Here is an 18,740-nt window from a genome sequence, read left to right as displayed (position 1 = left end):
AAGCCGTGCGACTCCTCCGATGGGTTGCCATCCCCCTCTTGACGACGGGGGACCCCGCCCCTACCCTGGCGCCGGTTATGGTTCCCCGCGCCATCCGGTCGCGGGGCTAAGAGGGAAGCCGGTGAACCGCCCCGATCGGGGAGAAACGGCAAATCCGGCGCTGCCCCCGCAACTGTGAGCGGTGAGCGGCATCGTCCTTTCCGTGTCACTGGCGCCGCCTGCGGGAACGGGCGCCGGGAAGGCCGGACGATGCCGCCTTGACCCGCAAGCCAGGAGACCTGCCGTAACCGAACGAACGTCCTCGGGCGGGGTGCCCCGGTGGTCGCTTGCCGATGTCCGGCCCGACGGCCGCCCGTCTTCCGCAAGCCGTCCCTCCGGTGCGCCCATCCAGGGGACCAAGGGGGTTGCGATGCCGGTGCCTGCCAGCAACGACGCCCCTCCAAACGCATGGCAGACTCGGAAAGGGCATAGAGCATGCACATCGAACCCGGCGTCGTCGACGGCGCCAAGATCGCTCTCAGCTACGCGACGGCCGCCGGCGGCTTCGCGATGGCCGGAAAGCTGGCGCACAACGACGTCCGCAACAACGGCGGGGTCGCGCCGCTGGTGCTGCGCAGCCTGATCGCCACCGCGCTGGTCTTCAGCTTCTTCGAGGTGTTCCCGCACCACCCCGTGGGCGTGTCGGAGGTTCACCTGATCCTCGGATCGACGCTGCTCCTGCTGTTCGGTGCCGGTGCGGCCTCCATCGGCCTCGCCGCCGGCCTGCTGATCCAGGGCCTGTTCTTTGCGCCGTTCGACCTGCCGCAGTACGGCATGAACGTCACCACTCTGCTGGTCCCGCTGTGGGGCATCAGCCTGCTGGCGAAGCGGATCGTTCCCGACGCCACCCCCTATGTCGACCTGAAGTATTCGCAGGCGCTGGCGCTCTCCACCGCCTACCAGGGCGGCATCGTCGCCTGGGTGGCCTTCTGGGCCTTCTATGGCCACGGCTTCACCGCCGAGACCATGACGGAAGTCGCCTCCTTCAGCGCCGCCTACATGACCGTCATCATCGTCGAGCCGCTGGCCGACCTCGCCGTGCTGGCCGTCGCCAAGGCGCTGCGCCGCCAGAGCCAGGGCCCGCTGTTCAACATCCGCCTGCATCAGGGCGCCTGACCGGGCCTCCGGACCAGACGGTTCACAGGAAGGGCGGCGGGGACATCCCCGCCGCCCTTTTCCGTTCAGATCACCAGCTCGCCCTTGCGGATCGCCGCGTAGCGGCGGTTCACCGCGCCCCAATCGACGACGTTCCACCAGGCCGCCAGATAGTCGGCGCGCCGGTTCTGATACTTCAGGTAATAGGCGTGCTCCCACACGTCGTTGCCCATCAGCACGGGCACCCCTTCCATGGCCGGCGAATCCTGGTTCGGGCGGGCGGCGATGGCGAGCTTGCCCGACGACGGGTCGGCGGTGACGAAGACCCAGCCGCTGCCGAACTGCCCGGCGCCCGCCGTGTTGAAGCGGCTCTTGAAATCGTCGAAGCTGCCGAAGTCGCGCGTGATGGCAGCACCCACCTCGCCGTCCGGGGCGCCGCCGGCGTTCGGCCCCATGATGCTCCAGAACATGCTGTGGTTCGCGTGCCCGCCGCCGTTGTTGCGCACCGCGGTGCGGATGCTTTCCGGCAGCTCCGGCACCCGCTTCAGCAGGTCGGCCAGCGGCATCGACTGAAGGTCGCCGTGATTGGCAAGCGCCTTGTTGAGGTTGTCCACATAGGCCTGATGGTGCTTGCCGTGATGCACGCCCATGGTCGTCGCGTCGATGTGCGGCTCCAGCGCGGCGGGCGCGTAGGGGAGCGGCGGCAGCGTGAAGCCCTTACCGCCCGGAGTTTGAGCCAGGACGAAGCGCGGCGCCACGGCCAGCACCAGCGCGGCGGCTCCGGCGGACAGCAGCAGTTGGCGGCGATCCAGGCGAACGGACATGGGACCTCCCAATGTGTGTTTCGTGCCGAACAACGGGGAAGCGACAGCCTCAGTGCGCCCCGCAACTCACTCAACAGGGCAATGGGCGTACTCATTCGGTGCCGGCGGACCATTCGCCACCTGATTTTACAACCGGACCTTTCCCGCCAGGCCGGCGGATGCCGACCGGGCCACCCCCATCGCCAACGCACGCCAACGTCCCAGACGGAATCGGGAGGGTGCCGCCGCCGGCTTCCTGACCGGAGCAACCGGTGCGGTTCCCACCGCCTCATGGATCTTGCGGGCGCGGCGCTCCCGAAGCAGCAAGCGCATCACCTCCTCTTCCGTGACGAGGCGTCCGGCCTTGGCCGAGGCGAGGCTGGCGGTGTCCTGGAGGGCGGCGACCTGAGCCAGAGCGCCGGTCAGCCCCTTTGCCGCGGCGGTTTCCAGCGCTTCGCGATGAATGGCGAGGATGAATGGCTTCAGCCCGCGGTCGGGCGATCCGTGCGGCGATGTCGGCATGGCGGAAAGACTCCGGGGATTCGTTCGATCGGGTGAGTCATCATCCGACCGATACCGCCGCCACGGCAAAGGCCCCTAAGGATTAACCCGCCACCCCCCGCTCAGGGAGGCAAGGGCCACAAGCCCGGACATCGCGACTCGGCATGGTGGCGCAGCGATCACAACGGCATCGTCAGCGTCATCCGTGTGCCGGTGTGCTGGCGGTCATGGTGCAGTGTCGCTCCCAGGTTGAACGCCATGGCATGAACGATGCGGGTGCCGAAGCCGGTCCCCTGCGGAGCGCCGCCACCAGGAAAGCCGACCCCATCATCCTCCACGCTCACCGACAATTGGCCTTCGACAGCCACCGCGCGGACACGGATGCTGCCGCTCCGGCCTTCGGGATAGGCGTATTTGCAGGCATTGGTGACCAGCTCGGTGACGATCACCGCCAAGGACACCGCCTAGCCGCTGGCTCCGAGATCATAGCAACGCTGGACTTCCTGCCGGTCGTCCGTGGTCGTCAGAACCACCACGGGAAAGCGCTTCGTGTTCGGGTTGGCTTTGACCTTGGCCAGAACGTCGCCCCCCGTCATGTCCGGCAGATTCAAATCGAGCAGAATAAGAAGAGCCCGCCCCGCGCTCGCCCGGCCGGTTCCGTCTTGTCCGAACAGATAGGTGAGCGCGGTCGTGCCGCTGGTGAAGGGAATGATCTCATTGGTCATCCCTCCCCGGCGGATGTTCTTCTCGATCAGCCGGGCATGACCTTCTTCGTCCTCGATCATGACAATGCACGCCGCCAGTGGGTCACGCTTCATCAGCCAGTCTTTGCAAGGACAGGGTCGGATCTTCAGGAAGGCTTATGCGAAAGACGCTGCCCTGTCCAAGAATCGAGTCGACGGTGACCTCGCCCTCAAGACGCCGCACCCTGGTCCGGACGTAGGCCAGCCCGATTCCCTCTCCGGGGCGGTCCTGCACGCCGGAGCGGCGGAACAGTTCGAAGATGCGCTCGTGATCCCCCGGCGCGATCCCCCGGCCCGTTGTCGATGACTTCGGAGATCAGACGTTTCGCCTCGGCGTATCCTCGGATCTCGATCCGGCCGGGCCGGGCCGGGCCGGGCCAGATTGAGATACTTGATCGCGTTGTCGATCAGGTTTCCGAAAATCTGCCCCAGGGCAAGCCGGTCGGACACGACGGGGGGCAGGGAACCGGCAATGTCGATGACGCACCGCAACTCGCTGGCTTGGTGATGCTGGCTGAGAAGCGTCCCCGCGGCAACCCGCGTTGCGGACATCCGCCCGACGGCCTGGGAATAGTGCCCCGTGCTTTCCGCCAGCCACCCCGACATCGTGACGATTCCCAACAGCGCCACCGCGCCGGCGAACAGCATCAGCAGGGATCGGCGGGTGACCGTGGCGCTGGATGTGGACATCGCGGGCGGTTGATCCGAACCAGGTCGGGAGGAGGCCCGAATGCTAACGCGCCGCCAAGGGCAAGCAACCAAAAAGCGATGAGGTGGCCCTCGCCGCCGCCCTGCGACAGGCTGACGCCAACCCCTGGCCGCCACCCAGCCCCTCCCCGCCGCGCCATTCCGTCACCGCTTGCCCGACCCGCAAACGGTCGATGTCGGCCTCGTCCACCTTGGCCGTCACCGTCAGTCGCTCCAGATCGGCGATGCCCAGAGGGGACTGGCCGCCCCTGTCAAAAACGGTCTTCGATTTCTATTCCGCCGCTTCAATCTCCACCGCTGCATTGAAAATTATTTGATTACGAAGTAATTTCGCGCATTCCGACGAATCATTTCTTGCTGTTTGATCGTTTTCCGGTAATTTGTTAAGTAATCCGCAACCCCACGGAAAGGGTTTGGGAACCATGAGTGCCATCAGCGCCCCCGGTTCACAGATGGGCAACTTTCCGCCTTCTCGTGCAATCCCTCACACGACGACGGACGTGTTCGTGAAGAAGGCCGACACCGCCGCCACGAGCGGTTCCAGCCCGTCTTCCAAGGTCGAATTGTCCGATCGCGCCAAGGCGCTGATGGCGAAGGCAGAGCAGGAGCGCGCGGTTGCGAGCCAACTTGCGGCGCATCTGGCGGGGGGCGGCCGCAACGCCGCGGCCATGATCCCGGCTTCCATGAACCCTCTGGCCATGACGCAATGGGCCGACAGCGGCGCGCCGTCCAAGCAGAGCGCATCGGGACAGGCGTCGGACGGCATCGCCGCCGTCAAGGAATGGGCGAAGTCGGATGTGTTCCGGAACGCCGCCAAAGCCGTTGCGGACGATCAGGTCCGGTCCCTGGTTCGCGACGGCCAGCTTTCCCAATTGCCTGCGCTCGATGACGATCAGCTGAACCAGTTGAGCGAGGCGGAGAGGAACATTTATGGCACGGTCAGGTCTCTCCAGGGGCTTTACGACGGCATGCCGAAAACGATGGACCAGGCTCTGGCCGACCGGAAGAAGCTGGTTCTCGAAGCATACCCGGATGAGATCAGCCGCATGAGAAGCGGGCTTGCCTCCGGTTCCCTGAAAAAAGAGGATGGATGGGAAGACATCATCGCCAGCCGCGAAGCCGAACTCGCCGCCGCGCAACAAGGAACGATGAAAATACACGCTGTGAATGACTCGAACCTCGTGCAGTCGAAGAGCGAGTTCACGGTCACCCACGATTCCAATGGTTGGAGCGCCAGGGGGATCACGGTGAACGGCAACGCCTCCGCCTTGCAGGAAGCGTTCGGCACCAAGAACATGCAGGTGGGGTCCAGCCCGTACACCGGCGACTATGTGATCACGTGGTAAGCTCGCGCACTGCACGGATGAGGCGCGCCGTTTTCACAGTACAGAAATGTGTAAAATTTCGTGGTGATCCTTCATTTCCCACGACATGGCTCCCCTTCCGGAAAGCGGCGTGCTAGGGTTCGGTCCGGCCTGTTGAAGGACCCATGACCGGACCGACGACCGGGCCGGTCGGGAACATCAGGACATCTGCGCCATGAACCACATCGTCGCCCCCTGCCTCAAGGAACAGGGCCTCAAGGAACAGGGCCTCAAGGAACTGGACCGTCCGGAGACCTCTCTTCTGGACGGCGTGGACGGCATGTGGGCGATGCTGCGCGCCGAGGCGGAAAGCGTGGTCGTCAAGGAACCTTGGCTGCGCCCCTTCATCGACACCGCCATCCTGCTGCACCACGATTTCCCGTCGGCGCTGGGCAGCCTGCTGGCGCGCAAGCTGGGCGATTCCTACATCTCCGCGGACCAGCTCGCGATGCTCGTGCGCTCGGCCGTCGCCGACGCGCCCTGCATCGTGGAGGAAGCCTGCTCCGACCTCCAGGCGATCTGCACGCGCGACCCGGCGGCCGACAACTGTCTGACGCCCTTCCTCTATTACAAGGGCTTCCACGCGCTGGAATGGCACCGCATCGGCCATTGGCTGTGGCGGCGCGAGCGGCGCGACCTCGCCCATTTCCTGCAGAGCCGGGTGTCGGAGGTGTTCGCGGTGGACATCCACCCGGCGGTGCCGGTCGGGCGCGGCGTCTTCATCGACCACGGCACCGGCGTGGTGATCGGCGAAACCGCCGTGGTCGGCAACGACGTGTCGATTCTTCAGGAGGTCACGCTCGGCGGCACCGGCAAGGAGCATGGCGACCGCCATCCGAAGGTGCGCGACGGCGTCCTGCTGTCCGCCGGCGCCAAGATCCTCGGCAACATCGAGATCGGCAGCCGCGCCAAGGTCGGGGCCGGCAGCGTGGTGCTGAAGGACGTGCCGCCCTGCGCCACCGTGGTCGGCGTCCCGGCGCGGATCGTCGGCTGGTGCCGCGACACGGTGCCGGCGCTCGCCATGGACCAGACGGTGCCGGAGCCGGAGTATCACATTTGACGGGCCGGGCGATTCCGCACCGGGAATCCTCAGGGAAAGAAGATGTCTTCGATCCTGCGATCGAAGGTTCGCGCAATCGCAAAAGCCAAGGGAAGGCTGGGGTCGTAGCGCCCATTCTCGATGGAATTGACGGTCTGGCGGGACACTTGGAGGCGTTCCGCCAAGTCACCCTGGCTCCAGCCGCGGGTGGTCCGGATGTCCTTGAGAGCGTTTTTCATCGATAGCGCCATTGGGCGACCAGAACCCCGGCAACCCACAGCACCGCCATGAGCGGCCAGACATGGAACGCCCGCAGCTCCGGCGCGCCGGCACTTTCCGCAAAACCCCAGGCGAAGGTCACCAGCGCCGTTCCCGTGAACGACAGGGCGATCGCGTCGAGCTGGATACGGCGCTGGAGTTCGTCCATGCGCCACAGCCCCCGCAAAACGGCCCAGGCGACCGCAGCCATGCCCAGGATCGGCAGGAGCGCGAGCGCCAGCTTCGCCCCGCCCTCCGGCTGAAGGACGCGCTCCGCCAGGTTGGCTCCGAGCAGAAGCGCCGCGTAGAGAGCCAGAGCCCCGGACAATTCGACGCCGTAGCGCTTGATGCTGAACATCCCCCGCCCCTTCCATGCCGCCCAATGACAAGGAAGCTTTACATACGACGCCTCGGCACTGTCAAGGCTGCTTTACATCTCGCACCATCGAACCACGGTCAGGCCGGTCGGACGACGGGAGCGCTCCGAAACTCCGGCGCGGTCATCTCCTCGCGGGTGAGCGCGATGAACAGGTCCACCACCGGGCTCTTGGAGCGGTTGGCGTCGAAGGCCACCTGGAACGGCGCCTGATAGGACAGGACCTTGGGCAGCAGCACCCGCAGCCGCCCGGCCTTGACGTAGGGGGCTGCGTAATGGTCCGGCAGATAGCCGGCGTAGGCGCCGGACAGGATCAGCCGCGCCGCCCCCTCCATGTCGCTGACCGTCGCCTTGGGCGTCGATATGGCGAAGATCTTCAGGTCGCGCGATCCCCAGTAGCTGCGCGCGACCAGCCGATAGCGGCGGATCTCGTCCAGGTCGATGGCCTCGTCCGGCAGGGTGAACAGCGGGTGCCCGTCGGCCACGCAGAAGTGGATCGTCTCGTTGTAGAGGTCCTGGTAGGACAGGCTGGGCACGATGCGCGGAAAGCTGGCGATGGCGAGTTGCAACTGCCCGCCGATGACGTCGCGCAGCAGCTCGTTCGGCGGGCGCACGTTGATGATCAGCGACACCTCCGGCGCCGCCTCGGTGAAGCGGGCAAAGACGCGCTCCAGCGGGGCGCGCGGGTCGGTCAGCGTGTTGTCGACCAGCCCGACCGCCAGCGTGCCGGTCAGCCGCTCGCGCAGCCCGCGCACCCGCCCGCGGAACCGCTCCAGCGTGTCGAACACGCGCCGCGCCTCGTCATAGACCGCCTGCCCTTCCGGAGTGAGCTGGAAACCCGAGCGTCCCCGCCGGCACAGCCGCAGGCCCAGGCGCGTCTCCAAATCGGCGAAATGGGTGGAGATGGTGGACAGCGACAGGTTCAGTTCGCTCTGCGCCGCACTGAATCCACCGGCCTCGACGATGGTCATGAACAACCGCAGCAGGCGCAAATCCACGGTTTCCAGCTGAATCATCGCCACGACGCCCGCCCTCCCCTGCCCCACCCGACGGGTCCGGCGCCCCCAATACTTCGACCCGGATCGAAGTAAGATACAAAACTTTCTGATTTTCGGGCAACGCCGCCGGGGGTCTAATGATCGCAGGCTGCAATGCTGGCCTCACGAACAGATAAGCTCGTCCGCAAGGAAAGGTCGCATCCATGAACGAGACGACGGGTAAGCAGGGACTTCACGCCGCTTTGGCCGGCGGCATCAGCCGGCGCGCCGTTCTGGCCGGAGCGGGCACGCTGGCCACGGTGGCCGCCATCGGCTTTCCGAACATCGTCCGCGCCCAGTCGAAGACGCTGAAGGTCGGCGTCTACGGCGGCTACTTCAAGGAATCCTTCGAAAAGCACATCTTCCCGGAATTCTCCAAGGCCACCGGCATCACGGTGGAGGCCATCGCCGAGCCGACCGGCGAGGCGTGGCTGGTCCAGCTCGAACAGGCGGCCCGCGCCCGCCAGGCGCCCGCCGACGTCTCGATGATGTCGCAGGTGGCGATGCTGAAGGGAGCCTCGGCGGAGCTGTGGGCGCCCTTCGACCTGTCGAAGATCCCCAACGCCGCCAAGGTCGTCCCGCACCTCATCAACAAGTACCCGGACGGCAAGGTCAGCGGCATCGGCGCGGTGTCCTGGTACATCACGCTGGTCACCAACACCAAGAGCTACCCGCAGGCCCCGGACAGCTGGGCGGCCCTGTGGGACCCGGCGAACAAGGACAAGCTCGGCCTGCTGGCGCTGGTCAGCAACAGCTTCCTGCTGGAGGTCACGGCGGCGACCTTCTTCGGCGGCACCAAGCATCTCGACAGCGAGCAGGGGCAGCTCGACTGTTTCAAGAAGCTGGCGGAGCTGAAGTCCAACGTGAAGCTCTGGTACCGCGACGAGGCGCAGTTCGAGGCCTCGCTGAAGTCCGGCGAGATTCCGATGGGCCAGTATTACCACGACGTGACCGGCCTCGCCGCCGCGGACGGGCAACCGGTGCGCTCGACCTTCCCGAAGGAGGGCGGCATCCTCGATTCGGGAAGCTGGGCGGTCACCCGCGCCTCCAAGGCCGGCGACCTCGCGCATGTCTTCGTGGACTACATGTGCCAGCCGTCGATTCAGGCCCTGCTGTCGCGCAAGGTCGGCACCGCCCCGACCATCGACCGCAAGATGACCGACCTGACGGATCAGGAGTTCGCCGCCGTGTCCTCCGACATCGCGCCGATCATCCCGCGCTACGACCTCTACACGAGCAAGTCCGACTGGCTGAACCAGAAGTGGACGGAAATGATCGTCGGGTGAGTGTGTAAACCCTCTCCCGTCCCGGGAGAGGGAGGGACCCGCCGCACTGCGGCGGGAGGGTGAGGGTGCCGCCAAGGATCAGCGGACTGATTCTCGGCCGTACCCTCACCCGCTCTCGGCGGACCGAAGGTCCGCCTGCCGCGTCAGCGCTGGCTTTCAGCCAGCGTGAGAGTCCGCTTACGCGGGCACCCTCTCCCGGGACGGGAGAGGGGATTCACTGCCTCCATCAAGACAAAGCCATCCCATGTCAGCCCTTGTCCTCGACGGTCTCACCAAACGATACGGTCCCGTGACCGCGGTGCACGGCGCGTCGCTGCGCATCCCGCACGGGCAATTCGTCTGCCTGCTCGGCCCGTCCGGCTGCGGGAAGACGACGCTGCTGCGCATGATCGCCGGGCTGGAGGACCCCTCTGGCGGACGGCTGGTCATCGACGGACGCGACATCACCACGGCCCCCGCCCACACGCGGGAATTCGGCATGGTGTTTCAGTCGCTGGCCCTCTTCCCGCACCTGACGGCGGGCGAGAACATCGCCTACCCCCTGCGCATCCGCGGCGCCACGAAGGCCGAGCAGCGCAAGCGCGCCGAGGAGCTGCTGGAACTGGTCCGCCTGCCCGGCGTCGCCGACCGGCCGGTCTCCAAGCTGTCGGGCGGGCAGCGGCAGCGCGTCGCCATCGCCCGCGCGCTCGCCCTGTCGCCCAAGCTGTTCCTGCTGGACGAGCCGCTGTCGGCGCTCGACGCCAAGCTGCGCGAGGCCATGCAGATCGAACTGAAGCAGCTTCAGCAGCGACTGGGCATCACCACCATCGTCGTCACCCACGACCAGCGGGAGGCGATGACCATGGCCGACCTCGTGGTGGTGATGTCGCAAGGGCGCATCCATCAGGCCGCCCCGCCGATGGAGGTCTACCGCCAGCCCGCCGACGCCTTCGTCGCCGACTTCATCGGCATGACCAACCTGCTGGAGGGCGAAGTCACCGCCCCCGGCACCGCCGCCGTGCCCGGCGGCACCCTGCATCTGCCGGACCTGCCGCCGACGGGCCGCGTCCTGCTGTCCGTCCGTCCGGAGGACGTGATCGTCCACCCTGTGGGAACCGATGGGCCGAACCGGCTGACCGGCACGCTGTCCTTCATGCGCGACCTTGGCGCCAGCGTGGAATTCCGCATCGACGTGGCCGGGCGGGAGATCGTCGCGCTGTCGCGCCCGCAGGACCGCCCGCCGGTTGCCCCCGGCGGCGCCCTGACGGTGGAGTTCCCCCCGGCGGCCTGCGTCGTGCTGCCGCCGATGGCGGAGCGCCCGCAATGATCCGCCGCGCGCCCCGTGGTCTGGCCGAGCACGCGCCGATCCTGTTCCCGGCGCTGATGCTGGTCGTCTTCTTCGTCATCCCCTTCAGCCTGATGATCGCGGTCAGCGTCTTCCGGCGCGTGCCCGGCGGCTTCTACGAGCCGGACCTCGTCTTCGCCAACTACGAGCGGTTCCTGACCGCTTTCTTCGGCGGGGTGATGTCCTTCTCGCTGGGGCTGGCGGCGCTGGTCGCGACGCTGGCGGTGGGCATCGCCTTCCCCTTCACCTACCGGCTGGTCAAACTGTCGCGCGGCGCTCAGATCCGCTGGCTGGTCTTCCTGCTGTCGATCCTGTCGCTGTCGGAAGTCATCATCGGCTTCGCCTGGTCCACCCTGCTGTCGCGCACCGCGGGCATCACCAACCTGTTCGTGGCGCTGGGCCTGATGGCCGAGCCGCAATCGCTGAGCCCCAGCTTCGGCGCGCTGCTGGCCGGGCTGGTCTATCAGGCCTTCCCCTACACGGTGCTGGTGCTCTACCCGGCGCTCGCCCGCCTCGACCCCTATCTGGAGGAGGCGGCGCGCACGCTCGGCTCCTCGCCGCTGCGCGCCTTCTTCACGGTGGTGGTCCCGGCGCTGCGCAACACCATCGTGGCGACCACGATCATGGTGTTCGTCTTCGCGCTCGGTTCCTACCTGCTGCCGCAGCTTCTCGGGCGGCCGCAGCATTGGACGCTGTCGGTGCTGATCACCGATCAGGCGATCTACCAGTCCAACATGCCCTTCGCGGCGGCGATGGCCGTCTTCCTGGTGCTGGTCAGCCTCGCCCTGGTCGGGCTGGCGCTGCTCGCCGGGCGGCGGGAGGAGACGGCCTGATGCTGATGCGCACGCTGAATTCCATCGCCGCCGGCCTGATCGCCCTGGTCCTGGCCGCCCCCATCCTGGTGGTGGCCGGCGTCTCGGTGAACGAGAAGAAGGCCCTGACCTTCCCGCCGCAAGGCTTCTCGCTCGCCTGGTACGCGGAGGTCTTCACCGATCCCGGCTGGCGCGGCGCGCTGCTCACCAGCCTCGTCGTCGCCACCCTGTCGGCAGCGCTGGCGGTGCTGATCGCCTTCCCGCTGGCCTGGTTCCTGTGGCGCTGGCGCGCGCCCTGGGCGCGGGCCTTCGAGGTGCTGGGCATGACGCCCTTCATCCTGCCGCCGGTCATCACCGCGCTGGGCTTCCTCAGCTTCTGGGCGGCCGTCGGCGAGTACGGGTCGCCCTGGACGGTGGTGGTCAGCCACGCGGTGTTCTTCGTGACGCTGCCGCTGGTCACGCTGTCGCTGGGCTTCGGGGCGGTGGACCGCTCCTACGTCGAGGCGGCGGCGACCATGGGGGCGGACGACCGGACGGTGCTGCGCACGGTGGTGATGCCGCTGGTGCGGCCCTACGTGATCTCCGGCTTCGCCTTCGCCTTCGTGCTGTCGCTGAACGAGTATATCGTGGCCTACATGGTGGTCGGCTTCACACTGGAAACGCTGCCCATCAAGATCTTCAACGCGCTCCGCTATGGCTACACCCCGACCATGGCCGCCGTGACGGTGCTGTTCGTGTCGCTGACGGCGGTGGTCTTCGGGCTGATCGCGTGGTTCGGCGACCTGCCCCGCCTTCTCGGGGCCTGGGCGAAAAACGACTGACCTTTTTTCAGAGAGATTCGGACGATGATCGACCCTCAGAAGCTTGATCGTTTGCGTACGAAGTACAGCGGCTCCGGCGGCGACGACTTCCACGATCCGGAGTTCCAGCGGGTGGCCGCCCTCCAGTTCTCCGGCGGTAAGCGGGTGCAGCCCTTCGCCGGGGTGTCCACCCTGCTCGACGCCCCCTACCGCCCCGACGCGGCCGACGCCGCGGACTTCGGCGGGCTGGACATCGCGCTGATCGGCGTGCCGATGGACCTCGGCGTCACCAACCGGGCCGGCGCCCGCCTCGGCCCGCGCGCCGTGCGCGGGATGGAGCGCATCGGCCCCTACGAGCACGCCCTGCGCATGGTCCCGGCGGCCTCCTGCAAACTGGCCGACGTCGGCGACGTGCCGCTGTCCAGCCGCTTCAGCCTGGAGGCCTGCCACGGCGACATCCTGGCCTTCTACAACCGCGTGATGGACGCCGGCGTCGTTCCGCTGTCGGTGGGCGGCGACCATTCCATCACCTATTCGATCCTCAAGGCGCTGGGCCGCGAGCGTCCGGTGGGCATGATCCATTTCGACGCCCATTGCGACACCGGCGGCCCCTACGAGGGCGCCAAGTTCCACCATGGCGGCCCGTTCCGGCAGGCGGTGCTGGACGGCGTGCTGGACCCGGAGCGCACGGTGCAGATCGGCATCCGCGGCAGCACCGAGTATCTGTGGGAGTTCTCCTATGACAGCGGCATGACCGTGATCCACGCGGAGGACATCCCGGAGCGCGGCATCGCCAGCGTCATCGAGACGGCGCGCAAGGTGGTGGGCGACGGGCCGGTCTACGTCTCCTTCGACGTGGATTGCCTGGACCCGGTCTTCGCCCCCGGCACCGGCACCCCGGAGGTCGGCGGCCTGACCACGCGGGAGGCGCTGGCGATCCTGCGCGGGCTCGACGGGCTGGACATCATCGGCGGCGACGTTGTGGAGGTGGCGCCCCAGTACGACGCCACGACCAACACCGCCCACGCCGGCGCGCAGATGCTGTTCGAAATCCTCTGCCTGTCGGTGCGCGCCCTCGCCAACCGCCAGGGCCGAGGCTGACGCCATGCGGCTGACCCTGTTCCAGGCGGACGCGGAGCCCGGTGCGCCGCACCGCAACCTGGACCGTCTGGAACGGGCGGCGGCGGAGGCGGCAGAGCGCGGCTCCGCCCTGCTGGTCGGGCCGGAAATGGGCCTGACCGGCTACGACATCGGCGCGGAGACGGTCCATGCCCTGGCCGAGCCGGCGGACGGGCCGATGGCCGCGCGGGTCGCGGACATCGCCCGGCGGCACGGCATCGCCATCCTCTACGGCTATCCGGAGCGCGGGGCGGACGGCGCCGTTTACAACGCCGCGCAACTGATCGGATCAGACGGTCGGTCCCTGCTGAACCAGCGCAAGGTGCATCTCTACGGCGAACTCGACCGCGGCTCCTTCGCGCCGGGCGGCGACGCCTTCCCGACCGCGGAGGTCGGCGGGCTGCGGGTCGGCGTGGCGATCTGCTACGACGTGGAGTTCCCGGAACTGGTGCGCCGCCACGCCCTGGCCGGAGTGGACGTGTTGCTGGTGCCGACCGCGCTGATGGCGCCCTACGAGATCGTCGCCACCACCATCGTCCCCGCCCGCGCCTTCGAGAACGGCATTTTCGTCGCCTACGCCAACCGCTGCGGGCACGAGGGGACGCTGCGCTATTGCGGGCTCAGCAGCGTGGCGGCGCCGGACGGATCGGTGCTGGCGCGGGCCGGCGACGGCGAGGCGCTGCTGACCGTCGAGCTGGATCCCGCTCTGCGCAGCCTCGGCACGCATCTGGCGGACCGCCGCCCGGACCTGTACGGTGCGGTCTCCAGTACGCCTGGGAAGGGCGGTTCGTAGAGGAAGCACAGGACATGCCGGTCACCATCGACGACATTCACGCCGCCGCCGAACGGCTGGCCGGACGCATCAGCCGCACGCCCTTCCTGCGCTCGGAAACCCTGTCGCAGATCACCGGCGCCGAGGTCTGGGTCAAGCTGGAGAATCTCCAGTTCACCGCCTCCTTCAAGGAGCGCGGGGCGGCCAACCGGCTGCTGCACCTGACGCCGGAGGAGCGGCAGGCCGGGGTGATCGCCATGTCGGCCGGCAACCACGCCCAGGCCGTGGCCTACCACGCGAAGCGGCTGGGCATCGCGGCGACCATCGTCATGCCGCGCTTCACCCCCTTCGTGAAGGTCAAGCGCACGCGCTACCACGGCGCCACCGTCATCCTGGAGGGCGAGTCCCTGGCCGAGGCCGCGGCCTTCGCCCATGACCTCGCCAAGCGGGACGGGCTGGTCTTCGTCCATCCCTACGACGACGACGCGGTGATCGCCGGGCAGGGCACCGTCGTTCTGGAGATGCTGGCGGAAGTGCCGGACCTTGACGCGCTGGCCATCCCGGTGGGCGGCGGCGGGCTGGCCGCCGGCGCCGCGGTCGCCGCCCGCGCGCTGCGGCCCGGGCTGGAGGTCGTCGGGGTGGAGGTCGAGACCTACCCCGCCGCGGCGCAGCGCCTCGCCGGGCAGCCGGTCAAGGTCGGCGGCCCGACGGTGGCCGAGGGCATCGCCGTGCGCGACGTCGGCGACCGGCCCATGGACATCCTGAAGCAGAACGGCTGCGACGTGGTGCTGGTGCCCGAGGCGGTGATCGAGCGCGCCATCGCCATGCTGATCGAGGTTGAGAAGACCGTGGCGGAGGGCGCCGGGGCCGCCGGTCTGGCCGCCCTGCTCTTCCACCCCGAGCGCTTCCGCGGCAAGCGGGTCGGGCTGATCGTGTCGGGCGGCAACATCGACACGCGCACGCTCGCCAACGTGCTGATGCGCGGCTTCGCCCGCGACGGGCGCCTGATCAACCTGGACATCGACGTGGCCGACCAGCCCGGCGCGCTGGCCCAGGTGGCCCGCATCGTGGCCGAGTGCGGCGGCAACATCATCGACGTGCAGCACCAGCGCCTGTTCGGCGCCTTCTCCGTCAAGTCCGCCGAGGTCGCCCTGCTGATCGAGGTGGAGGACGAGGGCCACGGCGACCGCATCACCGACGCCCTGCGCGGCGCCGGCCTGCCCGTCCGCAAGGCAGTGGTGGCGGAAGCCGCGCAGCCGCTGTCCAGCGCGCGGCCCTGACCCGAGGCCCTTCACCCGAGGAAAAATAGCCCTCTCCCCAGAGGGGAGAGGGGATATTGGGGCTGCCCATGGATTGAGCACCCCTCCCTGGCACCGCCATCTTTCGCGGCACATCCCGGCGAGCTTCGCCACAATCCTCCGCCCCGCCGGTTGTGGCACGGGCCATGCATTTCGCGCCTGTTCATTCGCGGAGGTCATGGATCATGTCGTCGGTGGTGTCATCACAGCCAACCCATCCGGTTGACGAGAAGCTTCCGCTGCTGCGCCTGCTGGCGCTGGGGATGCAGCATGTGATGGTGATGTACGCGGGGGCCATCGCCGTGCCGCTCATCATCGGCGGCGCGCTGAAGCTGCCCAAGGACCAGATCGCGCTGCTCATCAACGCCGACCTGTTCGCCTGCGGCATCGTCACGCTGATCCAGACGCTGGGCTTCTGGAAGTTCGGCATCCGCCTGCCGGTGATGATGGGCGTCACCTTCGCCGCGGTCGGGCCGATGGTCGCCATGGCGGGGAATCCGTCGCTGGGGCTCCTGGGCATCTACGGCGCGGTGATCGGGGCGGGCGTCTTCGCCACGCTGGCCGCGCCGGTGGTCGGCCGCCTGCTGCCGCTGTTCCCGCCGGTGGTGACGGGGACCGTGATCGCCATCATCGGCATCTCGCTGATGCGGGTGGGCATCACCTGGGCCGGCGGCGGCGCCGGGAACCCGAACTTCGGCGATCCGCTCTATCTCGGCGTCGCGCTGTTCGTTCTGGCGGTGATCCTGCTGGTGACCAAATACGCCAAGGGCTTCTGGGCCAACATCTCGGTCCTGCTTGGCATCGTCGCGGGCTTCGCCCTGACCATGGTTCTGGGGCTGGTCAGCTTCGACGGGGTGGGACAGGCCAAGTGGGTGGATGTGATCTACCCGTTCCAGTTCGGCATGCCGGTGTTCGAGTTCTGGTCGATCCTGACCATGTCGCTGGTGATGATCGTCGTGATGATCGAATCCACCGGAATGTTCCTGGCGGTGGGCGAGATGGTCGGCCGCCCGGTGACGCCAGAGCAACTGACCCGCGGCCTGCGCACGGACGGGCTGGGCACCCTGATCGGCGGCGTCTTCAACACCTTCCCCTACACCTCCTTCTCGCAGAATGTCGGGCTGGTCGGCATCACCGGGGTGCGCAGCCGCTGGGTCTGCGTGGCGGGCGGCGTCATCCTGGTCGCCTTCGGCCTGTTCCCGAAGCTGGCGCACGTCGTCGCCTCCGTCCCGACCTATGTGCTGGGCGGGGCCGGGCTGGTGATGTTCGGCATGGTCGCGGCGACCGGCATCAAGATCCTGGCGAAGGTCGACTACACGGCCAACCGCGGCAACATCTACGTCGTCGCCATCAGCATCAGCTTGGGCATGGTGCCGCTGGTCGCCGACAAGATCTTCCAGAAGATGCCGCCCTTCCTGTCGCCCCTCCTGCACAGCGGCATTCTGCTCGGCACCATCGCGGCGGTCCTGCTGAACCTGTTCTTCAACGGGCTGGGCAAGGCCGACGCAAAGGCGTTCGTCGCCGCCGCCAAGACCGCGGAGGCGTAACCCTCTCCCGCCCTGGGAGAGGGAGGGGCCCGCCGCGAAGTGGCGGGAGGGTGAGGGTTCGGCCAAGGATCATCGCACGGATTCTCGCATGACCCTCACCCGCCCGCTTCCGCGGGCAACCCTCTCCCGGGGCGGGAGAGGGATTATTATGACGTCAGACTCTTACGCCGCCGGCTCGCTGCCGTAGACCGATTTGGTCTCCAGGAACTCCTCGAAACCGACCTCGCCCCACTCGCGGCCGATGCCCGACTGCTTGTAGCCGCCGAAGGGGGCCGCGAGGTCGATGGAGGCGCCGTTCAGATGCACCATGCCGGTGCGCAGCCGCTTCGCCACCGCGCGCGCCTCGTCCACCGTGCCGGCGTAGACGTAGCCGGACAGGCCGTAGAGCGAGTCGTTGGCGCTGCGGATCGCCTCCTCGATGTCCTCGTAGGGGCGGATGGTCAGGACCGGGCCGAAGATCTCCTCGCGCATGATGGTCATGCTGTCGGTGGCGCGGCTGAAGACGGTGGGCTTGGCGTAGAAGCCGCGCTCCAGCCCCTCCGGACGGCCCGGACCGCCGCACAGCAGGGACGCCCCCTCCGCGATGCCGGCCTGGATCAGGCGCTGCACCCGCTCGTACTGGCGCTGGTTGGCGATGGGGCCGACGCCGGTGCGGTCGCCACGCGGATCACCGACCACCAGACGGGCGCAGACCTGGGCGGCGATCGTCTCCGCCTCGTCCAGGCGGGAGGCCGGGACATACATGCGCGACGGCGCGTTGCAGCTCTGCCCGGTGTTGGACATCATCGACCGCACGCCGTGGGTCACCGCCTTGGTCAGGTCGGCGCTCTCGCAGATGATGTTGGCGGACTTGCCGCCCAGCTCCAGCGACACGCGCTTGATGCTGTCGGCGGCGTTGTGGGACACCGAAGCCCCGGCCCGCGTCGAACCGGTCAGCGACACCATGTCGACCAGCGGGTGCGAGGCCAGCACCGGGCCGACCACCGCGCCGTCGCCGTAGAACATGTTGAAGACGCCCGCCGGCACGCCGGCCTCGTGCAGGATCTCGGCGAAGATCCAGGCCGAATAGGGGGCGAACTCGCTGGGCTTCAGCACCATCGTGCAGCCGGTGGCGAGCGCCGGGGCGACCTTGCAGGCGATCTGGTTGATCGGCCAGTTCCACGGCGTGATCATGGCGCAGACGCCGACCGGCTCACGCAGGATGCGGGTGGTGCCGCGGGTCCGCTCGAACGGGTACTCGCGGGCGGCCTCAAGCGCCGTCTTGAAATGAGCCAGACCCATGAAGGCCTGCGCCGGCTTGGACAGCGCCGCCAGGGGGGCGCCCATCTCCTCGGTGATGGCGTCGGCCACCTCGTCCATGCGCTTCTCGAAGAGCGCGCAGACGGCGGCCAGCAGCTCCAGCCGCTCGTTCAGCGGGGTGCGGGAAAAGCCGTCGAAGGCGGCGTGGGCCGCGGCCACCGCGCGCTGCGCGTCCTCCGGCCCGCCGAGCGCCACGGTGCCCGACACCTGCTCCGTCGCCGGGTTCAACACCTCCATCACGGTGGCGCCCGCCGCGGGTTCGGTCCAGGCGCCGCCGATGTAGAAGGATTGGCAGGTCTTCATCTCTAATCCCCTCGCTCTCTTCGTTGGCGTTTTCGGGTGAACCGATCCTGCCCCGTCCGGGGCCGTTTGCCAAAGCTTTCCATCGGGAAAAACCGGATAGGTCAGAAGACCGGACCCTGTTGACAGTTCAATGGTTTCAAGCTCTGATCGTTGAACACATACGCGCCGCCGCCCCGCTTGCGGCGAGCCGAACGACAAGAATCGGGCCGCAACAACC

21 protein-coding genes and 1 riboswitch are annotated in these 18,740 nt (G+C 67.9%); of the genes, 12 read left to right on the top strand and 9 right to left on the bottom strand.

The window, feature by feature from the left end; genetic code table 11:
• Positions 1 to 61: 61 nt before the first annotated feature.
• A riboswitch (cobalamin riboswitch) is annotated at positions 62 to 300 on the top strand.
• Between the two features lie 174 nt (positions 301 to 474).
• Positions 475 to 1,155: an energy-coupling factor ABC transporter permease gene (locus DS837_RS19445; RefSeq protein WP_149166280.1), complete on the top strand. Its 681-nt coding sequence runs from the start codon at positions 475 to 477 to the stop codon at positions 1,153 to 1,155.
• Between the two features lie 65 nt (positions 1,156 to 1,220).
• Here the strand turns inward: DS837_RS19445 and DS837_RS19440 are convergent, their stop codons facing one another.
• From DS837_RS19440 to DS837_RS33125, 5 genes are all read right to left on the bottom strand, one after another.
• A complete protein-coding gene (locus DS837_RS19440) occupies positions 1,221 to 1,958 on the bottom strand; it encodes a superoxide dismutase (protein WP_149166279.1) in 738 nt (245 codons plus the stop codon).
• A gap of 126 nt (positions 1,959 to 2,084) precedes the next feature.
• A complete protein-coding gene (locus DS837_RS19435; protein ID WP_149166278.1) occupies positions 2,085 to 2,459 on the bottom strand; it encodes a hypothetical protein in 375 nt (124 codons plus the stop codon).
• Between the two features lie 158 nt (positions 2,460 to 2,617).
• Positions 2,618 to 2,887 (bottom strand): sensor histidine kinase, encoded by a 270-nt coding sequence (locus DS837_RS19430; RefSeq protein ID WP_247890042.1) that lies wholly within the window; start codon positions 2,885 to 2,887, stop codon positions 2,618 to 2,620.
• Positions 2,888 to 2,902: 15 nt separating this feature from the next.
• Complete coding sequence (locus tag DS837_RS19425) at positions 2,903 to 3,256, bottom strand: response regulator (protein ID WP_149166276.1); 354 nt, start codon at positions 3,254 to 3,256, stop codon at positions 2,903 to 2,905.
• Complete coding sequence (locus tag DS837_RS33125) at positions 3,246 to 3,434, bottom strand: ATP-binding protein (protein WP_282187581.1); 189 nt, start codon at positions 3,432 to 3,434, stop codon at positions 3,246 to 3,248. The genes DS837_RS19425 and DS837_RS33125 overlap by 11 nt, the downstream gene beginning before the upstream one ends.
• A gap of 327 nt (positions 3,435 to 3,761) precedes the next feature.
• Between DS837_RS33125 and DS837_RS33120 the strand changes: the two genes are divergently transcribed.
• From DS837_RS33120 to cysE, 3 genes are all read left to right on the top strand, one after another.
• Complete coding sequence (locus DS837_RS33120) at positions 3,762 to 3,884, top strand: hypothetical protein (RefSeq protein ID WP_282187580.1); 123 nt, start codon at positions 3,762 to 3,764, stop codon at positions 3,882 to 3,884.
• 427 nt (positions 3,885 to 4,311) lie between these two features.
• Complete coding sequence (locus DS837_RS19415; RefSeq protein WP_149166275.1) at positions 4,312 to 5,235, top strand: hypothetical protein; 924 nt, start codon at positions 4,312 to 4,314, stop codon at positions 5,233 to 5,235.
• 193 nt (positions 5,236 to 5,428) lie between these two features.
• Positions 5,429 to 6,313, top strand: coding sequence for a serine O-acetyltransferase (cysE, locus tag DS837_RS19410; protein WP_149166274.1), 885 nt, complete (start codon positions 5,429 to 5,431; stop codon positions 6,311 to 6,313).
• Between the two features lie 29 nt (positions 6,314 to 6,342).
• Here cysE and DS837_RS19405 read toward each other — a convergent pair whose 3' ends face one another.
• The 3 genes from DS837_RS19405 to DS837_RS19395 form a co-directional block, all read right to left on the bottom strand.
• The gene (locus DS837_RS19405) at positions 6,343 to 6,531 is read right to left on the bottom strand and encodes a helix-turn-helix transcriptional regulator (RefSeq protein WP_149166273.1); all 189 of its coding nucleotides are present in this window, start codon (positions 6,529 to 6,531) and stop codon (positions 6,343 to 6,345) included.
• A complete protein-coding gene (locus DS837_RS19400) occupies positions 6,528 to 6,908 on the bottom strand; it encodes a hypothetical protein (RefSeq protein ID WP_149166272.1) in 381 nt (126 codons plus the stop codon). The genes DS837_RS19405 and DS837_RS19400 overlap by 4 nt, the downstream gene beginning before the upstream one ends.
• 98 nt (positions 6,909 to 7,006) lie before the next feature.
• The gene (locus DS837_RS19395; RefSeq protein WP_247890041.1) at positions 7,007 to 7,942 is read right to left on the bottom strand and encodes a LysR family transcriptional regulator; all 936 of its coding nucleotides are present in this window, start codon (positions 7,940 to 7,942) and stop codon (positions 7,007 to 7,009) included.
• Between the two features lie 185 nt (positions 7,943 to 8,127).
• Between DS837_RS19395 and DS837_RS19390 the strand changes: the two genes are divergently transcribed.
• From DS837_RS19390 to DS837_RS19355, 8 genes are all read left to right on the top strand, one after another.
• On the top strand, positions 8,128 to 9,249 hold the full coding sequence (locus DS837_RS19390; protein WP_149166271.1) for an ABC transporter substrate-binding protein: 1,122 nt from the start codon (positions 8,128 to 8,130) through the stop codon (positions 9,247 to 9,249).
• Between the two features lie 289 nt (positions 9,250 to 9,538).
• Positions 9,539 to 10,555, top strand: coding sequence for an ABC transporter ATP-binding protein (locus DS837_RS19385; RefSeq protein ID WP_247890029.1), 1,017 nt, complete (start codon positions 9,539 to 9,541; stop codon positions 10,553 to 10,555).
• On the top strand, positions 10,552 to 11,406 hold the full coding sequence (locus tag DS837_RS19380; protein ID WP_149166269.1) for an ABC transporter permease: 855 nt from the start codon (positions 10,552 to 10,554) through the stop codon (positions 11,404 to 11,406). The genes DS837_RS19385 and DS837_RS19380 overlap by 4 nt, the downstream gene beginning before the upstream one ends.
• Positions 11,406 to 12,206: an ABC transporter permease gene (locus DS837_RS19375; protein ID WP_149166268.1), complete on the top strand. Its 801-nt coding sequence runs from the start codon at positions 11,406 to 11,408 to the stop codon at positions 12,204 to 12,206. The genes DS837_RS19380 and DS837_RS19375 overlap by 1 nt, the downstream gene beginning before the upstream one ends.
• A 24-nt stretch (positions 12,207 to 12,230) precedes the next feature.
• Complete coding sequence (gene speB, locus DS837_RS19370; protein ID WP_014199843.1) at positions 12,231 to 13,286, top strand: agmatinase; 1,056 nt, start codon at positions 12,231 to 12,233, stop codon at positions 13,284 to 13,286.
• Between the two features lie 4 nt (positions 13,287 to 13,290).
• Positions 13,291 to 14,097 carry a carbon-nitrogen hydrolase family protein gene (locus tag DS837_RS19365; RefSeq protein ID WP_149166267.1) on the top strand — a complete coding sequence of 269 codons (807 nt, stop codon included), beginning with the start codon at positions 13,291 to 13,293 and terminating at the stop codon, positions 14,095 to 14,097.
• 14 nt (positions 14,098 to 14,111) lie between these two features.
• The gene (locus DS837_RS19360) at positions 14,112 to 15,356 is read left to right on the top strand and encodes a threonine ammonia-lyase (protein WP_149166266.1); all 1,245 of its coding nucleotides are present in this window, start codon (positions 14,112 to 14,114) and stop codon (positions 15,354 to 15,356) included.
• Between the two features lie 203 nt (positions 15,357 to 15,559).
• On the top strand, positions 15,560 to 16,921 hold the full coding sequence (locus DS837_RS19355; RefSeq protein ID WP_149166265.1) for a nucleobase:cation symporter-2 family protein: 1,362 nt from the start codon (positions 15,560 to 15,562) through the stop codon (positions 16,919 to 16,921).
• A 162-nt stretch (positions 16,922 to 17,083) separates the two neighbouring features.
• On the opposite strand, the gene DS837_RS19350 is transcribed toward DS837_RS19355, so the two are convergent.
• The gene (locus DS837_RS19350) at positions 17,084 to 18,523 is read right to left on the bottom strand and encodes an aldehyde dehydrogenase family protein (RefSeq protein WP_149166264.1); all 1,440 of its coding nucleotides are present in this window, start codon (positions 18,521 to 18,523) and stop codon (positions 17,084 to 17,086) included.
• Positions 18,524 to 18,740: the final 217 nt, after the last annotated feature.

This window comes from Azospirillum brasilense, assembly GCF_008365405.1.
Lineage (GTDB): Bacteria > Pseudomonadota > Alphaproteobacteria > Azospirillales > Azospirillaceae > Azospirillum > Azospirillum brasilense_D.
Note: the sequence above shows the minus strand (reverse complement) of the source record. Positions and strands in the feature narration are given on the sequence as shown.

Excerpts from the sequence above, each read along its gene's own strand:
- DS837_RS19380 (WP_149166269.1), top strand. The coding sequence starts at position 10,552 with ATGATCCGCCGCGCGCCCCGTGGTCTGGCCGAGCACGCGCCGATCCTG.
- DS837_RS19440 (WP_149166279.1), bottom strand. The coding sequence starts at position 1,958 with ATGTCCGTTCGCCTGGATCGCCGCCAACTGCTGCTGTCCGCCGGAGCC.
- DS837_RS19365 (WP_149166267.1), top strand. The coding sequence starts at position 13,291 with ATGCGGCTGACCCTGTTCCAGGCGGACGCGGAGCCCGGTGCGCCGCAC.
- DS837_RS19360 (WP_149166266.1), top strand. The coding sequence starts at position 14,112 with ATGCCGGTCACCATCGACGACATTCACGCCGCCGCCGAACGGCTGGCC.
- DS837_RS19415 (WP_149166275.1), top strand. The coding sequence starts at position 4,312 with ATGAGTGCCATCAGCGCCCCCGGTTCACAGATGGGCAACTTTCCGCCT.
- cysE (WP_149166274.1), top strand. The coding sequence starts at position 5,429 with ATGAACCACATCGTCGCCCCCTGCCTCAAGGAACAGGGCCTCAAGGAA.
- speB (WP_014199843.1), top strand. The coding sequence starts at position 12,231 with ATGATCGACCCTCAGAAGCTTGATCGTTTGCGTACGAAGTACAGCGGC.
- DS837_RS19425 (WP_149166276.1), bottom strand. The coding sequence starts at position 3,256 with ATGAAGCGTGACCCACTGGCGGCGTGCATTGTCATGATCGAGGACGAA.
- DS837_RS19350 (WP_149166264.1), bottom strand. The coding sequence starts at position 18,523 with ATGAAGACCTGCCAATCCTTCTACATCGGCGGCGCCTGGACCGAACCC.
- DS837_RS19395 (WP_247890041.1), bottom strand. The coding sequence starts at position 7,942 with ATGATTCAGCTGGAAACCGTGGATTTGCGCCTGCTGCGGTTGTTCATG.
- DS837_RS19355 (WP_149166265.1), top strand. The coding sequence starts at position 15,560 with ATGTCGTCGGTGGTGTCATCACAGCCAACCCATCCGGTTGACGAGAAG.
- DS837_RS19405 (WP_149166273.1), bottom strand. The coding sequence starts at position 6,531 with ATGAAAAACGCTCTCAAGGACATCCGGACCACCCGCGGCTGGAGCCAG.
- DS837_RS19445 (WP_149166280.1), top strand. The coding sequence starts at position 475 with ATGCACATCGAACCCGGCGTCGTCGACGGCGCCAAGATCGCTCTCAGC.
- DS837_RS19400 (WP_149166272.1), bottom strand. The coding sequence starts at position 6,908 with ATGTTCAGCATCAAGCGCTACGGCGTCGAATTGTCCGGGGCTCTGGCT.
- DS837_RS19390 (WP_149166271.1), top strand. The coding sequence starts at position 8,128 with ATGAACGAGACGACGGGTAAGCAGGGACTTCACGCCGCTTTGGCCGGC.
- DS837_RS19435 (WP_149166278.1), bottom strand. The coding sequence starts at position 2,459 with ATGCCGACATCGCCGCACGGATCGCCCGACCGCGGGCTGAAGCCATTC.
- DS837_RS19375 (WP_149166268.1), top strand. The coding sequence starts at position 11,406 with ATGCTGATGCGCACGCTGAATTCCATCGCCGCCGGCCTGATCGCCCTG.